Source organism: Amycolatopsis sp. cmx-11-51 (assembly GCF_047608665.1).
Lineage (GTDB): Bacteria > Actinomycetota > Actinomycetes > Mycobacteriales > Pseudonocardiaceae > Amycolatopsis.
In genome coordinates, this window is record NZ_JADNQO010000008.1 from 104,371 (window position 1) to 124,127 (window position 19,757).

The following is a 19,757-nucleotide window of genomic DNA, read 5'->3' on the forward strand; positions in this document are numbered from 1 at the left end:
TCACCACGCGCGTTTAGCTCAGCGGGAGAGCGCTTCCCTGACACGGAAGAGGTCACTGGTTCAATCCCAGTATCGCGCACCAGGTTCGCTTCCCCGGCGAACCGGAGTTCGTACCGCGGGCGATTAGCTCAGGGGGAGAGCGCTTCGTTCACACCGAAGAGGTCACTGGTTCGATCCCAGTATCGCCCACCGCAAGCAAAGCCCCATCCGGTCAGGGTGGGGCTTTTTGCGTGCGTCGGTCTTTGCGTTGCGCGGGTGGTGGGTCTCGCGAGTGGTAAGGACGGTTCCAACCCGACTTGCCACTCACGACCACCCCGACCGAAGCGCGGCCGCCCCTGGTGTCGCGAAAGCCACTTTCGCGACACCGGCCAGCCGACAGTAGGTATCCACGAGTCCAGATCAGATGCGCCTTCAGTAGCTTGCATCAACGCGTCGCGCGTCTGACGGAGCCGTTGTCCGGCCTGCTCGAGCTGGGCTACGGGCAGCTTGGCGACCGACTCGGTGACAGCACGTACGACGTCTAGAACCGACTTAGGCATCCTCGCGGCAAGATCGCTTAGAAACAACGAAGCGGGTCGCTACGCCGCAAGCCAGCCACGAGAGCCCTTCGCGGTTCAGCCGTGAGTACCGGCGGCTCTTCGGCGCACCGTCCCGGCAGGACGCTTGCCTCAGCGCAGTGACTCGAGCATCGGTGTGAGCGTGTCCATCGTCGCGGCGAGGTCGGACTTCGGGTCGGGGGAGTGGGCGAGCCAGACGGCGGCCTCGTTCATCGCCCCGGAAAGCAGGCGTACCAACGGTTCCACCGGACGCTTCGCCAGGACGCCGTCGGCCATCAGCCCGGTCAGCGCTTCGGCGAGGTGCCGTGCGGAGTACTCGTCGTCGAGTTCGCGCCAGTCCTGCCACCCGAGCACGGACGGGCCGTCCAGCAGCATGATCTGCTGGATCTCCGGCTCGGTCGCCGCGGCGAGGAAGGCGCGGCAACCGGCCAGCAGTCCCGCCCACGAGTCCGGCGCGGCATCCGCGGCCAGCGCGACCTGCTCGCCGACGGAGTGCTGCACGACGGCGAGGACGTGCCGGAACAGGTCCGCCTTGCTGCTGAAGTGGTGGTAGAGCGCGCCTTTGCTCACGCCCGCGGTCTGGGCGATGCTCTCCAGTCCGACGTTGCCGTAGCCGTGCTCGGCGAACAGGCGGCGTGCGGTGGCGGTCAACGCCTCCCTCGTTTCTTCGCGCTGCTGCTGCTTCGTGCGGGCCATACCGGAATCTTGACATACCGACCGTCGGTTGGCTAATTTCGAAGAAGCAAACCGACGGTCGGTATTGTTACTGAAAACTAGGCGGCTCCATGCGGCTGACCAGCTTCTATCCCGTCCTCATGACCGAGCGGCTCGCCGAGACGCGCGACTTCTACCGCGACCACTTCGGCTTCGAGTCCACCTTCGAGGCCGACTGGTACGTCAGCCTCAAGCGTGGCGAGTGGGAGCTCGCGATCCTGGCCCCCGGCCACGGCACCATCCCCGGCGGGTTCGGCAAACCGGTGCAGGGGTTGTTGCTGAACTTCGAGGTCGACGACGTCGACGCCGAGCACCGGCGGCTGGTCGTCGATGCGCGCCTGCCCGAGGCGCTTTCCCTGCGTAGCGAGGAATTCGGGCAGCGGCACTTCATCGTCGCCGACCCGAACGGCGTGCTGATCGACGTGATCCAGCAGATCCCGCCGACCGGGGAGTACGCCGAGCAGTTCACCGACGAGGCGCGCCCGCGCTGACGAGCACGCCTAGATGAGCCGGGACGCCGCCAACCTCGTTCGTAGGCGCGCGAGGGCGCGATGCTGAGCCACCCGGACGGCGCCAGGGGTGGACCCCACGGCCTCCGCCGTTTCTTCGGCGGACAATCCCACGACGACACGCAGGACCACGATCTCACGCTGTTTATCGGGAAGGACACGCAGGAGTTGCGCCATGCGCTCGTTCAGCTCGCCTTGCAGGGCGCGCTGCTCGGGGCCGACGTCACCCTCGATCTCGTCGGGGACCTCGGCGACCGGTTCGGCACGGTTACGGGCCGCGGCGCGATGCGCGTCGGCCACCTTGTGCTGGGCGATCCCGTAGACGAAGGCCAGGAACGGGCGGCCCTGATCACGGTACGAAGGCAATGCCGTGAGCACCGCGAGACACACCTCCTGAGCAACGTCGTCTGCGGAAGCGAACGAACGCTCCTGCCTGCCAACCCGAGCGCGGCAGTACCGCACCACCAAAGGACGGATGGCCGCCAGCAACCGCTCGACCGCTTGAGGATCACCCTCGACAGCAGCGGCGACCGGCTCATCCAAGCCATCGGTGCCTCGGCGCGTCGTCTGGCCTGCGGCGATCACCTGGCGTGTCAGCGCGCGGCTTTTGACTCGCGCCAATGTCTTGTCGAGGTCCGATCCGCTGCGGAGGGAGTCGTCGAAGGCATTGTCGCCCTGGAGCAGCCAGTTCGGCAGATCGCGGGTGTCAGTCACTGGTGTTGCCTCCCTTCGAGTGCCCAAGCGATGACGTCACGTTGCTGCGGGGGCAGTCGGTTCACCAGGCTTCCCGGTCGACGGGCTGGGATCGAACCCGCGTCCGGGCGATTCGGTGAGCCGCCCGTCGCGCCGAGCATCACCACTCCCTCCCCTACGGTCGTATATCACCAGTAGGGTTTCTTCGGGCAATCTCAGACCACGCGCTGACGAGCACAGCCAGCACAAACAACCCGCAAGCTGCGGCCGCCGATATCTGGAGCCCGGTGGTGCACGCGGCTTGTGCGGCTTCGAGCAATTCGTCGGCCGAACGCGACGTGAGGCCCGAGGCGGCTGCTTCCGCTTGAGCCGGCCCGGACAGGGCGAGCTGCCGCACCGGTTCGGGCACGCCGGGCGGGACGGCCAGGTGTCCCGCGTACACCGCGGCCGCCAGTGAACCGAACACGGTCGTCCCGAAACCCGCGCCCAGTTCGTAGCCCGTTTTCTCCACGGCCGCGGCGCCCCCGGCCTGATCCGCCGACGTCGCCGAAAGCAGGGTGTCGGTGCTCGAAGTGAGCGCGAGCGCCATCCCCAGCCCCAATCCCGCCAGTCCGGTACCGAGGAGCACTGGCGACGTCAGCGCGGCCGAGCCCGCCGCCGGGACCAGCAGTGACACCGCCGCGACGGCGAACCCGGCCGTACGGACGCGAGCGTTGCCGAACCGCTCCAGCAGCGAAGGCGTCACGACGCTGCCGACGGCCGACGCGCCGAGCACCAAGAGCAGCCGGGCGGCGGCCGCTGTCGGGGAGAGGCCGAGCACCACCTGCAGGTATTGGGCGAACAGCAGGCCGAGTCCGACCAGTGTGCTCATCACCAGCAGTACCCCGCCGACGGCGGCGCGCACTCCGGGAAGCCGGAACAGGGAGAGGTCAAGCAACGGCGGATCGGTCCGGCGCTGGCGGCGCAGGAACAGTCCGACGAGGACACAGCCGGCCGAGCCCGAAGCGACGGCCGGGAGCCAGGAACCCGGCTGGCCGACGGCGAACGCGATGCCGAGGACACCGCCCGCCGCGAGGGCGGCGCTGAGCGCGTCCCACGGTCGCCGCCCCGGCGGATTGCGGGGCAGCCACCGCAGCGCCAGCACCACGGCCGCCAAAATCACCGGCGGATTCAGCAGGAAAGTGGCGCGCCAGCCCCACGTTTCGACGAGCAGTCCGCCGAGGATCGGCCCGAACACCGAGCCGGTGCCCGCGATCCCGCTGCACACCGCGATCGCCGTGCGGCGGTGTCGCTGCTCCGGGAAGAGCTCCCGGAGCAGCGACATCGTCACCGGCATGATCATCGCGCCGCCTGCCCCGAGCACCGCGCGGAAGCCCAGCAACACCGGGACATTCGGCGCGAACGCGCAGCCGAGTGACGCGATCCCGAACACGACGTACCCGGTGACCAGGACGCGTCGCCGCCCGTACCGGTCGCCGAGGGTGCCGAACGGCAGCAGCAGCGGTGCGGCGGTCAGCGGGTAGATCGCCACGATCCACACCTGTGCCACCGCACCGGGCCGCAGGTCACGGACGAGGTCGGGCAACGCGACGTGCAGCACGGTCGCGTCGACCGCCACGAGGAAGAGCCCGGCGCCGAGCACCGCCAGCAGCGGCCAGGCGCGGATGACCGCTCGCTCGGCCCGGGCCGTGGTCACAGGAGCCCCGCCAGATGCCTCGCCACGACGTCGACGTGAGGCGGGTCGACGACCGACAGGTGATGGGCCTCGACCGGCACGATCTCCAGGCCGGGGCACAGGTCCGCCCAGCCCGCCGCGAGATCCGTCCGGGAATAGCGTGGTTCCATCGCCAGCCCGGCCGCGTACTGCTCGACAGCCCGGTAGAGCACAACCCGGCCGTCGTAGCGGCGGGGCGTCCCGCGTTCGGCCGCCAGTGTGTCCAAAAAGGACTGACGCTGGTGCCGGAGCACGCCGGGGCTGAGCAAGCCTGCTTCGGCGACCCTCCGCATGGTCAGCTCGATCTGTTCCTCTTCGGGCAACGGTGCCAGTTCCTCGTGGCCGAGCCGGACTTCGCGACCATAGGTCCCTTCGACGTAGCCGGTGAACCGCAGGAATCGCCGGGCGGACGAGGCGCGCGGATCGAGGTCCGGCTCCGGCAGCGGGAGCATGGTGTCGATCAGAGCGACGAATTCGACCTCCTCGCCTTCCTCCGCGAGCCGTGCGGCGACGCCGTAGGCCAGCGCCCCGCCGAACGACCAGCCCGCCAGCCGGTACGGCCGGTCGCGACGCTGCGCCCGCACCAGTGGCAGCAGCTGTTCGACGCGTTCCTCGATGCCGACACCGGGAACACGTTCGAAGCCGATGCACGGCACCGACGTGGGCAGCCGGTCCAGCAGCGGCCGGTAGACGGTGCACGTGCTGCCGCCGGGGTGGAACAGCAGCAGCGGCGCGATCCCGTCCTCACCGGACGTCAGGACGTGCACCGGTCCCTGTTCCTCCCGCGTGTCGAGGACGGCGCGAGCGACGTCGGCGATGGCGGCGAGCGAGTCGTGCCGCCGGAGTTCGGCGGCGTCGACCGGGGTGGCGAGTTCGGTGCTGAGGCCCTCGGCTAGTAGTTCGGCCAGCCGATCCGGGGTGCCGGTCTCGGTCAGCCGGACGTTCGTGCCACCCGCGTCGGTCCCGGTGTGCTCCTGCCACAGGCGCAGCACCAGCCGGTCGGCCGCGTCCCAGGCCCGGCCTCCGGCCGGAAGCGGAGCCTCGTCTTCGCGCGGCGCGAGGTCGCGGCTGAGGTCGGCGAGGGTGGCGCCCCGGAGCACGCTGGCCGCGTCGGGTTCGGTGCCGAACTCCCGGCGGACGGCTTCGCGGATCCGGTTCGCCATCAGGGAATCCAGCCCGAGTTCGACGAGCGGGACATCGGCGTCGATGCGGTCGGGCCGCAGCCCCATGACGGCGGCGACGATCTCGGTCAGCCGGTTCCCGCCGGTGCTCCGCACGGGTTCGGGTTCGGTCGTGCGTGCCGCGAAAGACGGCGGTTCCTCGGCGGAGGTGTACCAGTGCCGCTCGTGCCGCCACGGCATCGGCGGGACGTCGACGAGGCGGGCGCCGTCGTCCGGATCGGCGGGGGTGATCCGCGTTCCCGCGCAATAGAGTTCGGCCGCCGCGGCGCCCAGCGCGCGGACCTCGTCCTGACCACGGCGCAGCGTTCCGGTGACGACGGCGTCGTGGATCCCTTCGGCAGCGAGCGTCCGCGCCACCGATCCCCGCAGGATCGGATGCGGTGACACCTCGACGAAGACACGGTGCCCGTCCGCGGCGGCGGCCGCCACGGCCTGCCGGAACCGCACCGGACGGCGCAGATGCGCGGCCCAGTACCCGGCGTCGAAGTCCGGCGGATCCGCCGGATCGGCCGAAACCGTGTCGTACCAAGGCACTGTCGGACGTCGTCCGCCCAGTTCGGCGAGCGCCTCCCGGAGTGCGGGCAGGACCGGATCGACGCGGGCGGAGTGCCCGGCGACCTCGACCGGCAGCCGCCGCGCGGTCAGCCCGGCGGCCTCGAGTTCCGCGACGAGCAGGTCGAGGACGGTGGCATCCCCGGCAACGGTCAGCTGACCCGGCGCGGATTCGACGGCGAGTTCGATGTCCGGGTACAGCTCGAGTTCCTCCGGCGCGAGTTCCACCGCCGCCATCGCTCCTCCCGGACCGATCGTGCCAAGGAGCCGGGCACGGGTCGCGACCAGGTGGACGGCCTCGTCGGGGGTGAGCACACCGCTCACCACGGCGGCGGCCGCGGAGCCCAGCGAGTGCCCGATGACGGCCGACGGCCGGACCCCGAGCGCCTCCCATTGGGCGGCCAGCGCGATCTGCGTCCCGAAGATCGCCGCCTGGGTTTCGGGCAACGGCAACGGCTCCCCGGTGGTGAGCAGGGAACGCAGCGATCGGCCGGTGTGCTCGATGAACAGATCACCGAGTTTGTCGACCTGCGCGGCGAAGGCGGGCTCGGCCGCGAGCAAGCCGAGGCCCATGCCAGGCCACTGGGAACCGTGGCCGGAGAACACGAACACCGGGCCGTCGGTGGTCCGGGTGGCACCGACGGCCGCGCCCGCGGGCAGCGGATCGGCACCGGAGCCTACGGCGCGCAGCAGCACCGCCAGTTCCGCGGTGTCCCCGGCGACGACGGCGGCGCGGTGCGGTCCGCCGTTGTCCCGCCGGAACAGGGTGTGGGTGACGTCGGCGAGGAAATTCGACGGCGTTGCCGAGGATTCCAGCCAGTTCGCCAGTTGCGTCGCCCGTTCGGTGAGGCGGTCGCCGGTGCGGGCGGACAGCAGCCCGATCCGGACGTCGGCGCGGTCCGGCGCCGGTTCCAGTGCCGGGGCCTGTTCGAGGACGACGTGCGCGTTGGTCCCGCCGAACCCGAACGCGGACACTCCGGCCGTGGCGCGGCCGGACCGGCGCGGCCAAGGCGTCGGTTCGGTCACCACCCGGAGTCCCAAATCGTCGAACGGGATGTGCGGGTTGGGCGCGGAGAAATGCAACTGGGGCGGTAACTCGTCGTGGGTCATCGCGAGGACGACCTTGATCAGCCCGGCGATCCCGGCGGCCGCCTCCGCGTGCGCGATGTTCGTCTTCACCGAACCGATCAGCAGCGGGGCGTCGGCGGGACGGTCCTTGCCGAGCACGGCGCCGAGCGAGCGGGCCTCGATCGGGTCGCCGAGCAGGGTGCCGGTGCCGTGCGCCTCGACGTAGTCCACAGTGGACGGATCGAGCCGGGCACCGTGGTAGGCCGTGCGCAGCATGTCCTGCTGGGCGACGGGATTCGGCGCCGCCAGGCCTTGGGACCGGCCGTCGGAGTTGACCGCGGTGGAGCGGATCACCGCGAGCACCCGGTCGCCGTCGTACTCGGCGTCCGCCAGCCGTTTGAGCACGACGACGCCGCAGCCCTCAGCGCGCGCGATGCCGTCGGCGCCCGCGGCGAACGTCTTGCAGCGGCCGTCCTCGGCGAGCAGTCCCGCCGCCGCGAACGCGGCCGTCGGCCCGGGCAGCAGCATGAGGTTCACCCCACCGGCCAGTGCGAGATCGGCCTCGCCGTCACGCAGCGCCCGCACCGCGTGGTGCACCGCGACCAGTGACGAGGAGCAGGCGGTGTCCACCGCCATGCTCGGCCCGCGCAGGTCGTAGATGTAGGACAGCCGGTTGGCCGAGATGCTCCCGGCCGCACCGGTGGCCGTCCACAGGTCCACCCCGCCGCCCGCCATCGTGAGGTGCCCGTAGTCGTGGGTGGAGATCCCGGTGAACACGCCGGTCCGGCTGCCGCGCAGGGAAACCGGGGCGATCCCGGCGTGTTCCAGTGCCGCCCAGGCGACCTCCAGGAGCATCCGCTGCTGCGGGTCCATGGTGGACGCCTCGCGCGGGGTGATGCCGAAGTGGTCGGCGTCGAAACCGGCGACGTCGTCGAGGAACCCGCCGACGACCGGTGCCGCGTCCGCGGTCCACCGTCCGGGCGGCGCGGTCCGGACGGCGTCCCGCCCGCTGCTCAACAGGTCCCAGAACTCTTCGAGACCGTTCGCTCCCGGCCAGCGGCAGCCGAGGCCGACGACGGCGATCGGATCGGTCCGGCGACGGTCCGTGCCGGTCACCTCCGGTTCCGGTTCGGTGCCGCCGGTGAGGGAGCGGGCAAGGTGGTCGAGGGTCGGGCTTTCCCACAGCAGGGTTGCCGGGAGCGGGGTGCCGAGCAGGTCTTCGAGGTCCGCGGCGATGCCGACGGCCTGCCGGGAGGACAGGCCGTAGTCGCTGAGCGGACGGTCGGGTTCGAGCCGGGTGGGGTCCACGCCGATGTGCTCGGCGACCGTGTCGAGCAGCCAGCGGCGCAGTGCGGGGGTGTCGAGCGTCGGGTTTCTCATCGCACCAGGGCCTTTCCGTAGTCGCCTGCGAGGTAACGGTCGCGGCAGGCGCTACGCGCGATCTTGCCGCTGGAGGTGCGCGGGACCAGGCCCGCCGGGACGAGCACGACGTCACGCAAGGAAAGGCCGTGCGCGTCGGATACGAGGCGCCGGATCGAGGCGGTGAGGGCTCGTTCGTCCTCCGTCGTCAGTTCACTGTGGCCACGGTGTTCGGCGACGATGACCGCGGCTTCGGTGTCGGTGCCCTCGACAGCGAACGAGGCGACACTGCCGGGGCGGATGTCGCGGTCGGCAGAGGCCGCCGTCGCTTCGACGTCCTGCGGGTAGTGGTTGCGGCCGTCGATGATGAGCAGGTCCTTGATGCGGCCGGCGATGTAGATCTCGCCGTCGTACCGGACGCCGAGGTCGCCGGTGCGGAGCCAGGGCCACTCGGGAATTCCCGGGTGGTCGCCGGTCAGCCGGGCGCCGAAGGTCTCGGTGCTCTCCAGGGGTTTCTGCCAGTAGCCGGTACCGACGTTGGGGCCGTGGACCCAGATCTCACCGACCGAACCGTCTTCCAGCGCCACCCCGGTTTCCGGGTCGACGAGCGCCACATGCTGTCCGACGGGGACACCGCAGGCGACGAGCTTGAGGCCGTCATCGGCCTGCCGCGCGATGCCCGATCCGAGGGCGGCGCGGTCGAAGGTGGTGACCCGAGGCGGTACACCGGGCCCGGTGGTGACGAAGACGGTCGCCTCGGCGAGGCCGTAGGCGGGCCGGGTCTTGTCCGGCGTGTAGCCGGAATCGGCGAACGCGGCGTGGAACCGGTCCAGTACCCCGGGGTTGATCGGTTCGGCGCCGTTGACGATCGCGGCGACGCGGTCGAGGCGGAGCCGGGCGCGGTCCTCCTCGCGTACCCGGGTCGCGCTGTAATGGAAGGCGAAGTTCGGCGCGGCACTCCAGCTTCCCTTGTGGTCGCTCAGCAACTCCAGCCAGCGGACCGGCCGTTCGATGAAGGCCAGCGGATCCATCAGCACCGACCGCATGCCCATCGCCAGCGGCGTGATCAGCCCGAGCACGAGACCCATGTCGTGGAACAGCGGCAGCCACGACACGGTGGTCCCCGTCGGGGCGATGCCGAGGCCGTGCACGGCCTGGCTGACGTTGGCCAGCACGTTCTCGTGGGTCAGGACCACACCCGCCGGGGTACGGGTCGAACCGGAGGTGTACTGCAGGTACGCCACGTCGTCCGGTGCCGCGGCCGGGGCGGGCCACGCGCGGGCCGGGCCTTCGATGGGCTGGTCGACCGCGACGACGGCGACGCGTTCGCCGCCGGGCAGTCCGGCGAGGAACTCGCGGACCGCGTCCTCGGACGCGGCGGTGGTGACCACGGCGGTGGGGGAGCAGTCGGTCAGCACCGCGGCGAGCCTTCCGGCGTGCCCCGGCAGTCCGGGGTCGAACAGCGGCACGGCGACCGCGCCCGCGGTGATCGCGCCGAGGAAACCGACGACGTAGTCCGCGCTCTGCGGGCACAGCACGGCCACCCGGTCGCCGGGACGGACGGGGAGCGCGCTCGCGACGGCGTCGACGCGTTCCTGGAGTTGCCCCCAGGTCAGGGTCTTCCGTCGCCCGGCGCGATCGGTCGCGAAGTCGGCGAAGGTCAGGGCCGGCCGGTCGCCGTCGACGTCCGCCCAATGCCGAAGGCAGGCGGGGAGGGTGGTGCCGGCCGTGGCGGGCAGGTTTTCGGGGGCCAGAGACATGGCATCTCCTCATTGTCTGGTGGTGAAACCGCGACCGCGATCGACGTCGGCAGGGCGCTGCTTGGTCAGCTATGTCGCGGTTGCGGACGGGGCGCCCTGCCACCGCGATAGCGGGGCCTTCGGCCGGGCGGGTCAGGGGTTCGGCGGGGTGGTGCGGGGTTCAGCGGCCGAGCGGTCCGGCGGCGTGCTGCCAGGCGGCGACGGCGAGGGCGTCGAGATCGAGGCCGGTGGTTCCGGCGTCACGAAGCACGACCAGTACGTCGTCGGCGGCGATGGCGACAGTGCGCAGGCGCAGTCCCGGCAGCTCGGGGGGCTGTCCGGGTAGCGTCAGGAGTTGCTGGTACGAAAGGGTTTTCGCGCCCGTCACGGCGGGCGGGGGTTGGACGGTGACGGTCGACACCGCGGAACCGGCCGCGTCGTCGACCGTCACCTTCGAGCACCGCGCGGCCTGCGCGGCCCACGCCGTCAGGTCGGGCGGGTTCGTCGTACGCGCGACGAGTTCGGAAACCTGCCCGCCGGGCACCGCGGACTGGAAACCCTGGCCGGTGGCGGTGGAGCCGACCAGTCTGCCGTGGACGACGTCCTCGCAGCCGCCGATGTCGATCCGGCTCTCCTCTCGGTCCGAGGTGGACAGTGCCGCGGCCAGGTCGAAACCGTCGCGCGCGGACGCGTGCGGGACGGTGTCCGGCGGGAGGAGGGCGGCGGGCGGAACGGCGGTCTGAACGGCGGGAGGGGGCGGCGCCGCGACCGCCTGAATCGATTCTCCAGGCGTGCCGGAAATGGTCGCAACCGCGGCGGCGGAGACGACGAGCGCGCGAATTCGGGCAGCCATGAATAGCCCTTTCGAAAGGGTCCTGATGGGGTCGCGGTCCCTTCGGTGGGACGCAAGCGCCAGGGTCGCGTCAGCGGACGCCGAACCTGGGCGGCACGACGAAGGCTACGGCGGGAAATCGAATACCGGAAGGTATCAAGAGAACGTAAATGTCTTTCGTGTACAGGGTGTGACCTGGGGCTTCCAGGCTTTTCCCTGGTGCGTGAGCCAGTCTGGTACCACCGTGCCACTGTCGCTCACCGTCCGTAAGCGACGGGTCACCCGGATGGGGGAGGTGGACACATTTCTTGTTTCCCTGGCATTCACATTGTCCTCCCGTAATGTGGGCAGGACAATTGCTCGGAGGGGCTTCTTCCGCTTAACGTGTCGACACCTCGGATTTCTTAGCGAGTAATCGCCGTCACATTTTCGAATTCTGTCGAACGACCGGGACAAAGGATCACGTATGCGCAATACTTCGAGGCGGCTGTGGGCCGTCGCGCTGCTGGCGGCCGTGACGAGCTTGCTGCCGAGCATCGCCACCGCCCCGGCGCTGGCCGAGAGCGGTGTCCCGGACGCCCGTGCCGACGACGGATCGCACGTTATCGCCCAGACCACTGTGGACGGCGATCCGCGGATGCTGGACCTCACCGTGCGCTCGGTCGGCGTCGGGAGCTACGCGATGGTCCGGTTGATCCTGCCGTCGGGATGGGACGCCGAACCGGACCGGAAGTGGCCGGCGGTGTACCTGCTCGCCGGGGAGACGCGCTTGCAGGACTATCGCGGCTGGACGGCCAACACCGACATCCGGAAGCTCGCCGACGATTCCGGCGCGCTGGTGGTGATGCCGGGTTCCGGTTCCGCGGGGTTCTTTTCCGACTGGTGGAATTACGGCAAGGACGTCGTCCTCAATCAATGGGAGACGTTCACCGCGGTCGAGATCCCGCAGCTGATCGATCGTGGCTTTCGCGGCGACGGGCGGCGGGTGGCGGCGGGGCTCTCACTCGGCGGATACGGCGCGGTGGAGCTCGCCGCCCGGCGGCCGGGGGTGTTCCGGTTCGCCGGGTCGTTCAGCGGCAACCTCAACCCCACCGGACCGTACGGCGAGTTGCTGACCAGCGCGATCGTCGCCTCGGCCCGGCAGGATCCCGAAGCGCTCTGGGGCGACCGGCGACGCCAGGCGTCCCGCTGGGAAGCGCACGATCCGCTGGTGAACGCCGACCGCCTGCGCGGCACCGAGCTGTACCTGTCGACGGGCAACGGCCTGCCGGGACCGTTCGACGGCAAGCTCCCGATCGACGTGCTGCCCGGAGCGATGCTGCTCGAGTTCCTGTGCTCCGGCCAGACCACCGCGATGGCCGACCGGCTGAACCGCCTCGGCGTCCCGGTCGTGACCGACTTCTACGGGCCGGGCACGCACCACTGGGCGTACTGGCAGGACCAGTTGCACAAGACCTGGCCGCGGATGCTGCGCGCGCTGTCGGCACCGGTGAAGACGGGGGAGGCGTCATGACTCGTCCTTCCTATGTGGTCACCGGGGCTTCGAGCGGGATCGGCAGGGCCTGCGTGACCGAACTCGTCCGCCGGGGCGCCCACGTCTGGGCCAGTGTGCGCACCGACGCGGACGAAACCGAACTCGTCCGCGTGTACGGCGAAGAGGTCTCCGTGCTGCGGATGGATCTCCGGGACGCGGCGTCGATCGCGGCGTGCGGGGAGAAGGTCGCGGCGGCGGGACCGTTGCGGGGACTGGTGAACAACGCCGGGATGGCCCGTCCGGGACCGCTGGAACATGTCCCGCTGGAGGATTTCCGGCAGCAGCTGGAGGTCAACGTCACCGGTCAGCTCGCCGTCACGCAGGCGATGTTGCCCGCGCTGCGCGCCGCGCCCGCCGCCCGTGTGGTGACGGTCGGGTCGATGGGCGGGCGCATCGCCGGGCCGATGGTCGGGCCGTATCACACGTCGAAGTTCGCCTTGGTCGGGTTGACCGACAGTCTGCGCGCCGAACTGGCGCCGTCCGGGATCGGCGTCATCCTCGTCGAGCCCGGCGCGGTGGCCACTTCGATCTGGCCACGCGCCCGTGCCGCCGCCGAGGAGGTGCGCGCCGCTTTGCCGGAAGTAGCGCGGGAAAGGTATGCGGTGCAACTGGCAGAGGCCGAGCGCAGCGCGGAACGTTCCGCGAAGAACGGTGTACCGCCGGAACAGGCCGCGCGGGTCGTCGTCCACGCGCTGACCGCTCGCCGTCCGGCGCCGCGGTATCTGGTCGGCCGGGACGCGCGGATCGCGGCGGTACTGGCGAACCTGCCGTTCCGGCTCCGTTACCGGCTGACCGCGGCGAAGCGATGAGCCGGCTCGTCGTGGTCGTCGCTCCCGGTTCGCGCGGCGATGTCCAGCCGTGTATCGCCCTGGGGTGTGGTCTCGCCCTCGACGGCGATCGTGTGCGGGTGCTGGCGGCGGAGCGGTTCCGGGCGCTGGTGACCGAGCGCGGCCTGGACTTCGCGCCGCTTTCGGCCGATCCCGGTGACGTCCTCGGTTCGGACGGCGGACGCGAATGGACCGAGGGCGGGCGTAATCCCGCGACGTTCCTGCGCGGGCTGCGGGGCGCTTTGGCTCCCGTGCTGGAGCGCCTGCTCGCGGATGTCCACAAAGGATCGTCCGGAGCGGATCTCGTGCTCGCGCCGACGCTGGGTTTCCTCGGCGCGCACCTGGGTGCCTCGCTCGGTGTACCCGATGTAGAACTGCACTACCAGCCCAGCGTGCCGACCCGAGCCTTCGCGCATCCGTTGCTGCCGTGGTCTTCCAGGCTCGGTCCGGGTGGGCGGCGGCTGAGCTTCCACGCCGTCGACACCGTCGCCTGGCAGGTGCTGCGCCCCGAAGTGGACCGCTGGCGCGAGCACTCGCTCGGACTGCCCGCGGCCGGCGTGCGTGGACCCCGGAGAAAGGAGACCCCGGTGCTGTGCGGGTTTTCCGACGCCGTCGTGCCCCGGCCGAAGGATTGGCCCGCCAGGGTCCACGTCACCGGATACTGGTTCCTCGATACTCCCGCCGCGTGGAGGCCGGACCCACGCTTGCGCGACTTCCTCGCTTCGGGGCCGCCGCCGGTGTACGTCGGTTTCGGCAGCATGCGGCCGTCGGAGGCTGAGCGGACCTTCGCCGCTGTCCGCACGGCGTTGCGCCGGGTCGGGCTGCGCGGTCTTCTCGGTACCGATATCGAGCTCGACGACGACGATCTGCTGGCGGTCCAGGACGTCCCGCACGCGTGGCTGTTCCCGCGCACCGCGGCGGTGGTGCATCACGGCGGCGCGGGCACGACCGCGGCGGCGTTGCGGGCGGGCGTCCCGGCGCTGGTCTGCCCGGTCTTCTCCGACCAGCCCTTCTGGGGTGACCGGGTCTCCCGTCTCGGCGCGGGCCCGCGTCCGCTACCGCTACGGGAAATCACCGCGGACGCCTTGACCGCTAGGCTGCTGGAGCTGTCCGGCAACCTCCTGTTTCGTCGTGGGGCGCAGTTCGTCGCAGCGCGGCTGCGTGCGGAGGACGGGGTGGCGCGGGCCCGAGAGGTGCTGCGGGACGTGGGTCAGCGCAGCTCCGCGAGATAGGTGGAGAGGCAGCCGAAACAGGACTGCCAGCCGTCGACGTGCTCGTCGCGCTCCACCACGGTCTCGAAAATGGCTTGGTGGAACGTCATTTCGGTTTTGCCGTCGCGGTCGGAGAAGCCGATCGTGACGAGAGTGTCGTGCCCCCGCGCGCCTTCCGGTTCCTCCCAGGCGAAACTGAAGACGAGCCGCTCTGGCGGGACGATCTCGTGGTAGACCCCCGAGGCCCACAGGTCGGTTTCGCCGTCGCTGACGCAGATCCGCCAGCGGCCGCCCTCGGCGAGGTTGACCGTGCAGGACTTGGTGGTGAACCCGGCCGGGCCCCACCAGCGGGCGAGATGGTCCGGATCGGTCCACACCTGGAAGGCGAGTTCGCGGGGCGCGTCGAGGAGGCGCGTGATCGTCAGGTCGGTCATCGATTCTCTTCCGCGACGAGGTTGTGAGGGTATTCAACCAGAGAGTTGATCAACGTGTTGGTTGAACTGTAGTGGGCTGAGTGGCCGTGTCAAGACGCGAGTAGTCGACTGGTTGCGGTGGTCTTAGTTCGCGTGAAGCGGGGTGCCTCGGGTACCTACTGGGATTTGGGTGCGATTGACCGCGGTTCCGGTCCGTGATGCCCAGCGGCCGTGTCGCGAAAGCCACTTTCGGGACATCAGACGTCGCGAAAGTGGCTTTCGCGACACCCGGAAGGCCACGCGAGTCGTCCCGCTGGGCAAGCGAAACCGCCATCCGCGCACCGCGGTCGGTACCTGAGACAACGGGATCTGGCCGGGGGTGCCGCAGGTGCCGACGCCGGTTTCGCTGTGCGTGATCATCGCCGTCCTCGTCACGGTTTCGTTCACCAGCCAGTACGCGCGGCGCCGCGAAGCCGCACGGGCGACACGGGAGCGAGCGATGATCACCGGACTCGTCGTCGGCGTCCTGATCGATCTGGCGGCCGCCCCGTCCGCCACGCGGACCGTGGCCGTGATCGAATGCTGGCGTGTCGGGTGTCCGAACCGGCGGCATGTCCGGTACGGCCGGTACGCTCCCCGGTGGTTGAGAAGTCAGCCCTCTTTTGTCCGCACGCCGGAAATACCGGTGAGGAAAGGTGGCTGTCCGTGTCCAACGCCGTGCGTCACGGCGAGCAGTCCCCACCTCGTAGACCTTCGCCGCAGCTGGATCGTTTGCACGTCCTGCTCGTCGAGGACGACGACGGTGACGCGCTCCTGGTCGAAGAGATGCTCGCGGACGCGGCCGAGAGTCTCGAACGGGTCGTCCTCGACAGGGCCACGACGCTCGAACAGGCCCTCGCGCGGCCGATCACGGCCGACTGCGTGCTCCTCGACCTCCAACTGCCGGACGCGACCGGGCTGACCGGGCTGACGCGGTTGCGGCAGCACGCGCCGTCCACCGCCGTGATCGTGCTGACCGGCCGCGAGGACGAGGCGCTCGGGGTGTCGGCGCTGGGGGCGGGCGCGCAGGACTACCTGGTCAAGCACCAGGTGGACGGTCAGCTGCTGGCGCGGACACTGCGGTACTCCTGGGAACGCAGCCGCGCCGAACACATCGAGCAGCAACTACTGCAGCACCAGCTGCTGGCCAGGGAGAACGCGCGCCTCGAACGCGGCCTGCTGCCGACCCCGCTGGTGACCGATCCCCGGCTCGGCCTCGCCGTGCGGTACCGGCCCGGCCGGAACGGCGCCCTGCTGGGCGGGGACTTCTACGACGCCGTCGAACTTCCCGACGGCACCCTGCAGCTGGTCATCGGCGACGTCTGCGGACACGGCCCGGACGAGGCGGCACTCGGGGTCGCGCTGCGGATCGCCTGGCGTTCGGTCGTGCTCGCCGGGCTGCCGATGGCGGAAACGCTGGCGATGGTGGAAAAGATGCTGCAGCACGAGGCGCTGGGACCGCTGTTCGCCACTGTCTGCATGATCACGGTCGCCCCGGACCGCCGGTCCCTGCGGATGACCCTCGCCGGTCATCCGCAGCCGCTGCTCGTCGACGACTCGGGCGGCAGACTGCTGTCCAGGGAAGCGCTCGGTCCGCCGCTGGGCGTCGCGCCCGGCACCGGGTGGCGGGAGCTGACGGTGCCGATGGGGCCGCGATGGTCGCTGCTGCTCTACACCGACGGCCTGTTCGAAGGACGCGTCGAAGGCAGCGGCGAACGGGTCGGGCTCGAACGGATGGCCGCCGCGGCGCTGAACAGCCTGTCCGCCAAGGGTGACTCCGCCGCGGCGCTGGACCACCTGATCAGCGAGATGGACGTCCTCCACGGCGGGCCACTGGACGACGACGTCGCGCTGGCCCTGCTCACGTTCGACGCCGAGGAGACGCCTCGATGAAACCCGACCCCCACCCCGGCGTCTGGTCGATCAGCCGTTGGGCGGTGCTGTCCGGCGTGATCGCGTCGCTGCTGCTCGGCGGCGCGATCGTGGCGGCCTCGATGGCGCTGGTGAGCCTCACCGACTCCCGGGCAAGGTTGCTGGACGTGACCAATCCGCAGGTGCTGCAGTCCACGTCGCTCTCGACGGCGCTGCTGAACCAGGAGACCGGCGTCCGCGGCTACATCCTCGCCGGGCGTGCCGAATTCCTCGAGCCTTACCGTGACGGGCTGCGGGCGCAGGACGCGGCCGTCGTCCAGTTACGACAGCTCGGCGCCGCACCTGGTACTCCCACCGGTGACGAACTGGACCGGGTGCTCGGCGCCGCCTCGAACTGGCGACAGAAGATCATCGAGCCGGTGCTGGCAGGCGCTCCCACCACCGGCGCGCAGATAGACGCGAGCAAACCGCTGTTCGACGACGTGCGTGGCTCCCTGAGTGTGCTGCAGAGCCGTCTGGAAGCCGAACGGCTGGACGCCCGCGAGGACCTGTCGTCCTCCGCCGACGTCTTGCGGGCCATGCTCATCATGATCGCGGTCCTGCTCTGCGCGGTGGTGGCACTGGTGTTCTTCCTGCTGCACCGGAAGCTGATCAAGCCGATCCGGCAGCTGGCGGCCGAGGTGAGCGACGTCGCGCAGAACGACATCCACCGCCCGATCCGCGGCTCCGGCCCGCGGGAAATGCGAGTGCTGGCGTCCGATGTGGAATCGCTGCGGTCACGGATCCTCGACGAGGTCACCCATCTGGAGCGCGCGCAGGAGACGATCGCCGTCCGGACGCGCGAGCTGGAGCGGTCGAACTCGGATCTGGAGCAGTTCGCCTACGTCGCCTCGCACGACCTGCAGGAGCCGCTGCGCAAGGTGGCCAGCTTCTGCCAGCTGCTCCAGAAACGCTACCAAGGGAAACTGGACGAGCGCGGTGATCAGTACATCGGGTTCGCCGTCGACGGCGCGAAACGGATGCAGGCGCTGATCAACGATCTGCTCGCCTTCTCCCGGGTCGGGCGCAGGGAGAGCGAGAGCGGGGTACTGGAGACCGGGGACCTGCTGGACACCGCGCTGGCCAATCTGGACGACGCCGTCACCGAGTCCGGCGCCCGGATCACCCGCGGCGAACTGCCCGCCGTGCAAGGGGAGAAGTCCTTGCTGACGGCGGTCCTGCAGAACCTGGTCGGCAACGCGCTCAAGTTCCGCGGGGAGAATCCGCCGGAGATCGAGGTCTCCGCCGAGCGTGACGGCGCGGACTGGCGATTCTCCGTCACCGACAACGGAATCGGCATCAGCGCCGAGTACGCCGAGCGGATCTTCGTGATCTTCCAGCGTCTGCACGGCCGCGGCGACTACCCGGGTACCGGGATCGGGCTGGCCCTGTGCCGCAAGATCGTCGAACACCACGGCGGGCGGATCTGGCTGGACACCACCGTCACGGCCGGGACCCGATTCTGCTTCACCCTGCCCGCACAACCGGCGCCGGAACCGGCGACGGCCGAAAGCTCCAGCGGAGGAAACGAACAAGCATGACCGAGTCCCTGGAACCGATCCACATCCTGCTGGTCGAGGACGACCCGGGCGACGTCCTCATGACGCGGGAGGCGTTCGAGCACCACAAGATCCGCAACACCCTGTCGGTCGTTTCGGACGGCGAGCAGGCCCTGCAGTTCCTGCGCCGCGAGGCGCCGTACGAGGACGCGCGGCGTCCGGGGTTGATCCTGCTCGACCTGAACCTGCCCCGCAAAGACGGCCGCCAGGTGCTCAGCGAGGTCAAGGCGTCACCGGAGCTGCGCACCATTCCCGTCGTCGTGCTCACCACGTCCGAAGCCGAAGAGGACATCCTCCGCAGCTACGACCTGCACGCCAACGCCTACGTCACCAAGCCGGTGGACTTCGACCAGTTCATCGAAGTGGTGCGGCAGATCGACAACTTCTTCGTCACCGTGGTGAAACTGCCCCGCTGACCGCACGGGAAGCGCGGCACGGCCAGGGGCGGCCCGTCGCGCGGGCCGCCCCCTGCGCCGGGATCAGGACTTGCGGTGCTTGCGTTCGTCGTCCGTGACCTCGAACTGCTCCTTGCGGACCTTGCCGGAGATCGTCTGGTCCTCGGTGACGGTCTCGGTCTTCAACCGAGCCCGCTCGACCGCGACGGTTTCCTTGCCCACCACCGGTTTCTCGGCGTGCAGCACGACCTCCGTCTCGTCCTCGGCGATCTCGGCATTCCCGCCGGAACCCCGCGTGATCGGTTCCCGCTCGATGCGCACCTCTTCGTGGCTGACCGGGATGGTGACCTGCTGTTCCTCGGTGACCACGTACTTGCGCAGCCGGACGTGGCCGGTCTCGACCTGTTCGGTGCCGACGTTCAGCCGCTCCTCGGAACGCGTCATGGAGTGTTCGGCGTCCCGGTCCCTCTTGCCGGTGCCCGTGCCGCCCATGGCACCCTTCCCGGCGGTCGCGTCGTCCATCCCGGGCCGGGTCTTGCCCCGCGTCTGGTCGTCCAGCTTGCCGTCCGGCGACGTCCGCGGCATCGGCATCCCGTAGTGCTTGTACAGCTGCGCGCTCTCCTCCGTGGAGAGGTGGCCGTCGGCCTCGATGCGGGGCGCGTCGGAGACGGCTTCCTTGTCGACGCGGACGTGCACACCGTCCTTGTCCTTGTGCGCGCCGGTAAGCGGGACGAAGCTCTCCTTGGTGCCGAACAGGCCCGTCTTGACCGTGATCCATTCCGGCTGGTGCGTCGCGTCGGCCAGGTAGACGTTGCCGACCTTCCCGAGCTTGTTGCCCGTCGGATCGACCACGGCACTGTCGATGAGTTCCTGCGGCTGCATGGTCTTCGCCATCGGTCCTGCTCCTCCCGAACGATGTTGCTGAGGGGCCAACCGTCTGTCGGGCCGGT

General features: G+C 70.1%; 15 protein-coding genes and 2 tRNA genes. 9 read left to right on the forward strand and 8 right to left on the reverse strand.

Features of this window, described 5'->3' with window-relative positions; translation table 11 throughout:
- The first annotated feature begins 7 nt into the window (after positions 1–7).
- Both ACM6LU_RS25525 and ACM6LU_RS25530 read left to right on the forward strand, forming a co-directional pair.
- Positions 8–82: transfer RNA gene (locus ACM6LU_RS25525), tRNA-Val, on the forward strand.
- Between the two features lie 35 nt (positions 83–117).
- Positions 118–189 (forward strand) — tRNA-Val (locus ACM6LU_RS25530).
- 479 nt (positions 190–668) lie between these two features.
- Here the strand turns inward: ACM6LU_RS25530 and ACM6LU_RS25535 are convergent.
- A complete protein-coding gene (locus tag ACM6LU_RS25535; RefSeq protein ID WP_414940296.1) occupies positions 669–1,253 on the reverse strand; it encodes a TetR/AcrR family transcriptional regulator in 585 nt (194 codons plus the stop codon).
- 89 nt (positions 1,254–1,342) lie between these two features.
- Between ACM6LU_RS25535 and ACM6LU_RS25540 the strand changes: the two genes are divergently transcribed.
- Positions 1,343–1,762, forward strand: coding sequence for a VOC family protein (locus ACM6LU_RS25540; protein ID WP_414940297.1), 420 nt, complete (start codon positions 1,343–1,345; stop codon positions 1,760–1,762).
- A 9-nt stretch (positions 1,763–1,771) separates the two neighbouring features.
- Here the strand turns inward: ACM6LU_RS25540 and ACM6LU_RS25545 are convergent, their stop codons facing one another.
- The 5 genes from ACM6LU_RS25545 to ACM6LU_RS25565 all read right to left on the reverse strand — a co-directional run bounded on the left by ACM6LU_RS25545 (position 1,772) and on the right by ACM6LU_RS25565 (position 10,939).
- A complete protein-coding gene (locus ACM6LU_RS25545; protein ID WP_414940450.1) occupies positions 1,772–2,362 on the reverse strand; it encodes a sigma-70 family RNA polymerase sigma factor in 591 nt (196 codons plus the stop codon).
- 286 nt (positions 2,363–2,648) lie between these two features.
- Positions 2,649–4,169 carry an MFS transporter gene (locus tag ACM6LU_RS25550; RefSeq protein ID WP_414940298.1) on the reverse strand — a complete coding sequence of 507 codons (1,521 nt, stop codon included), beginning with the start codon at positions 4,167–4,169 and terminating at the stop codon, positions 2,649–2,651.
- Positions 4,166–8,368, reverse strand: coding sequence for a beta-ketoacyl synthase N-terminal-like domain-containing protein (locus tag ACM6LU_RS25555; RefSeq protein ID WP_414940299.1), 4,203 nt, complete (start codon positions 8,366–8,368; stop codon positions 4,166–4,168). The genes ACM6LU_RS25550 and ACM6LU_RS25555 overlap by 4 nt, the downstream gene beginning before the upstream one ends.
- Positions 8,365–10,107, reverse strand: a complete 1,743-nt coding sequence (locus ACM6LU_RS25560; protein ID WP_414940300.1) for a fatty acyl-AMP ligase — start codon at positions 10,105–10,107, stop codon at positions 8,365–8,367. The genes ACM6LU_RS25555 and ACM6LU_RS25560 overlap by 4 nt, the downstream gene beginning before the upstream one ends.
- Before the next feature lie 160 nt (positions 10,108–10,267).
- Positions 10,268–10,939 carry a hypothetical protein gene (locus ACM6LU_RS25565; protein ID WP_414940301.1) on the reverse strand — a complete coding sequence of 224 codons (672 nt, stop codon included), beginning with the start codon at positions 10,937–10,939 and terminating at the stop codon, positions 10,268–10,270.
- Positions 10,940–11,384: 445 nt separating this feature from the next.
- Between ACM6LU_RS25565 and ACM6LU_RS25570 the strand changes: the two genes are divergently transcribed.
- The 3 genes from ACM6LU_RS25570 to ACM6LU_RS25580 are packed head-to-tail and all read left to right on the forward strand — an operon-like array spanning position 11,385 to position 14,511.
- Complete coding sequence (locus ACM6LU_RS25570) at positions 11,385–12,431, forward strand: alpha/beta hydrolase (RefSeq protein WP_414940302.1); 1,047 nt, start codon at positions 11,385–11,387, stop codon at positions 12,429–12,431.
- Complete coding sequence (locus ACM6LU_RS25575) at positions 12,428–13,261, forward strand: SDR family NAD(P)-dependent oxidoreductase (protein WP_414940303.1); 834 nt, start codon at positions 12,428–12,430, stop codon at positions 13,259–13,261. Before ACM6LU_RS25570 ends, ACM6LU_RS25575 begins: the two co-directional genes overlap by 4 nt.
- On the forward strand, positions 13,258–14,511 hold the full coding sequence (locus ACM6LU_RS25580) for a glycosyltransferase (RefSeq protein WP_414940304.1): 1,254 nt from the start codon (positions 13,258–13,260) through the stop codon (positions 14,509–14,511). The genes ACM6LU_RS25575 and ACM6LU_RS25580 overlap by 4 nt, the downstream gene beginning before the upstream one ends.
- On the opposite strand, the gene ACM6LU_RS25585 is transcribed toward ACM6LU_RS25580, so the two are convergent.
- Positions 14,490–14,924 carry an SRPBCC family protein gene (locus tag ACM6LU_RS25585; RefSeq protein WP_414940305.1) on the reverse strand — a complete coding sequence of 145 codons (435 nt, stop codon included), beginning with the start codon at positions 14,922–14,924 and terminating at the stop codon, positions 14,490–14,492. The two genes, ACM6LU_RS25580 and ACM6LU_RS25585, sit on opposite strands and share 22 nt — an antisense overlap.
- A 684-nt stretch (positions 14,925–15,608) precedes the next feature.
- Here ACM6LU_RS25585 and ACM6LU_RS25590 point away from each other — a divergent pair.
- The 3 genes from ACM6LU_RS25590 to ACM6LU_RS25600 are packed head-to-tail and all read left to right on the forward strand — an operon-like array spanning position 15,609 to position 18,828.
- Positions 15,609–16,835: a PP2C family protein-serine/threonine phosphatase gene (locus ACM6LU_RS25590; protein WP_414940306.1), complete on the forward strand. Its 1,227-nt coding sequence runs from the start codon at positions 15,609–15,611 to the stop codon at positions 16,833–16,835.
- Positions 16,832–18,394, forward strand: a complete 1,563-nt coding sequence (locus ACM6LU_RS25595) for a sensor histidine kinase (RefSeq protein ID WP_414940307.1) — start codon at positions 16,832–16,834, stop codon at positions 18,392–18,394. The genes ACM6LU_RS25590 and ACM6LU_RS25595 overlap by 4 nt, the downstream gene beginning before the upstream one ends.
- Positions 18,391–18,828, forward strand: coding sequence for a response regulator (locus tag ACM6LU_RS25600; RefSeq protein ID WP_414940308.1), 438 nt, complete (start codon positions 18,391–18,393; stop codon positions 18,826–18,828). Before ACM6LU_RS25595 ends, ACM6LU_RS25600 begins: the two co-directional genes overlap by 4 nt.
- A 63-nt stretch (positions 18,829–18,891) precedes the next feature.
- Here ACM6LU_RS25600 and ACM6LU_RS25605 read toward each other — a convergent pair whose 3' ends face one another.
- Entirely contained in the window at positions 18,892–19,701 is an 810-nt protein-coding gene (locus tag ACM6LU_RS25605) for a DUF2382 domain-containing protein (RefSeq protein WP_414940309.1), read from the reverse strand.
- Positions 19,702–19,757 lie beyond the last annotated feature (56 nt).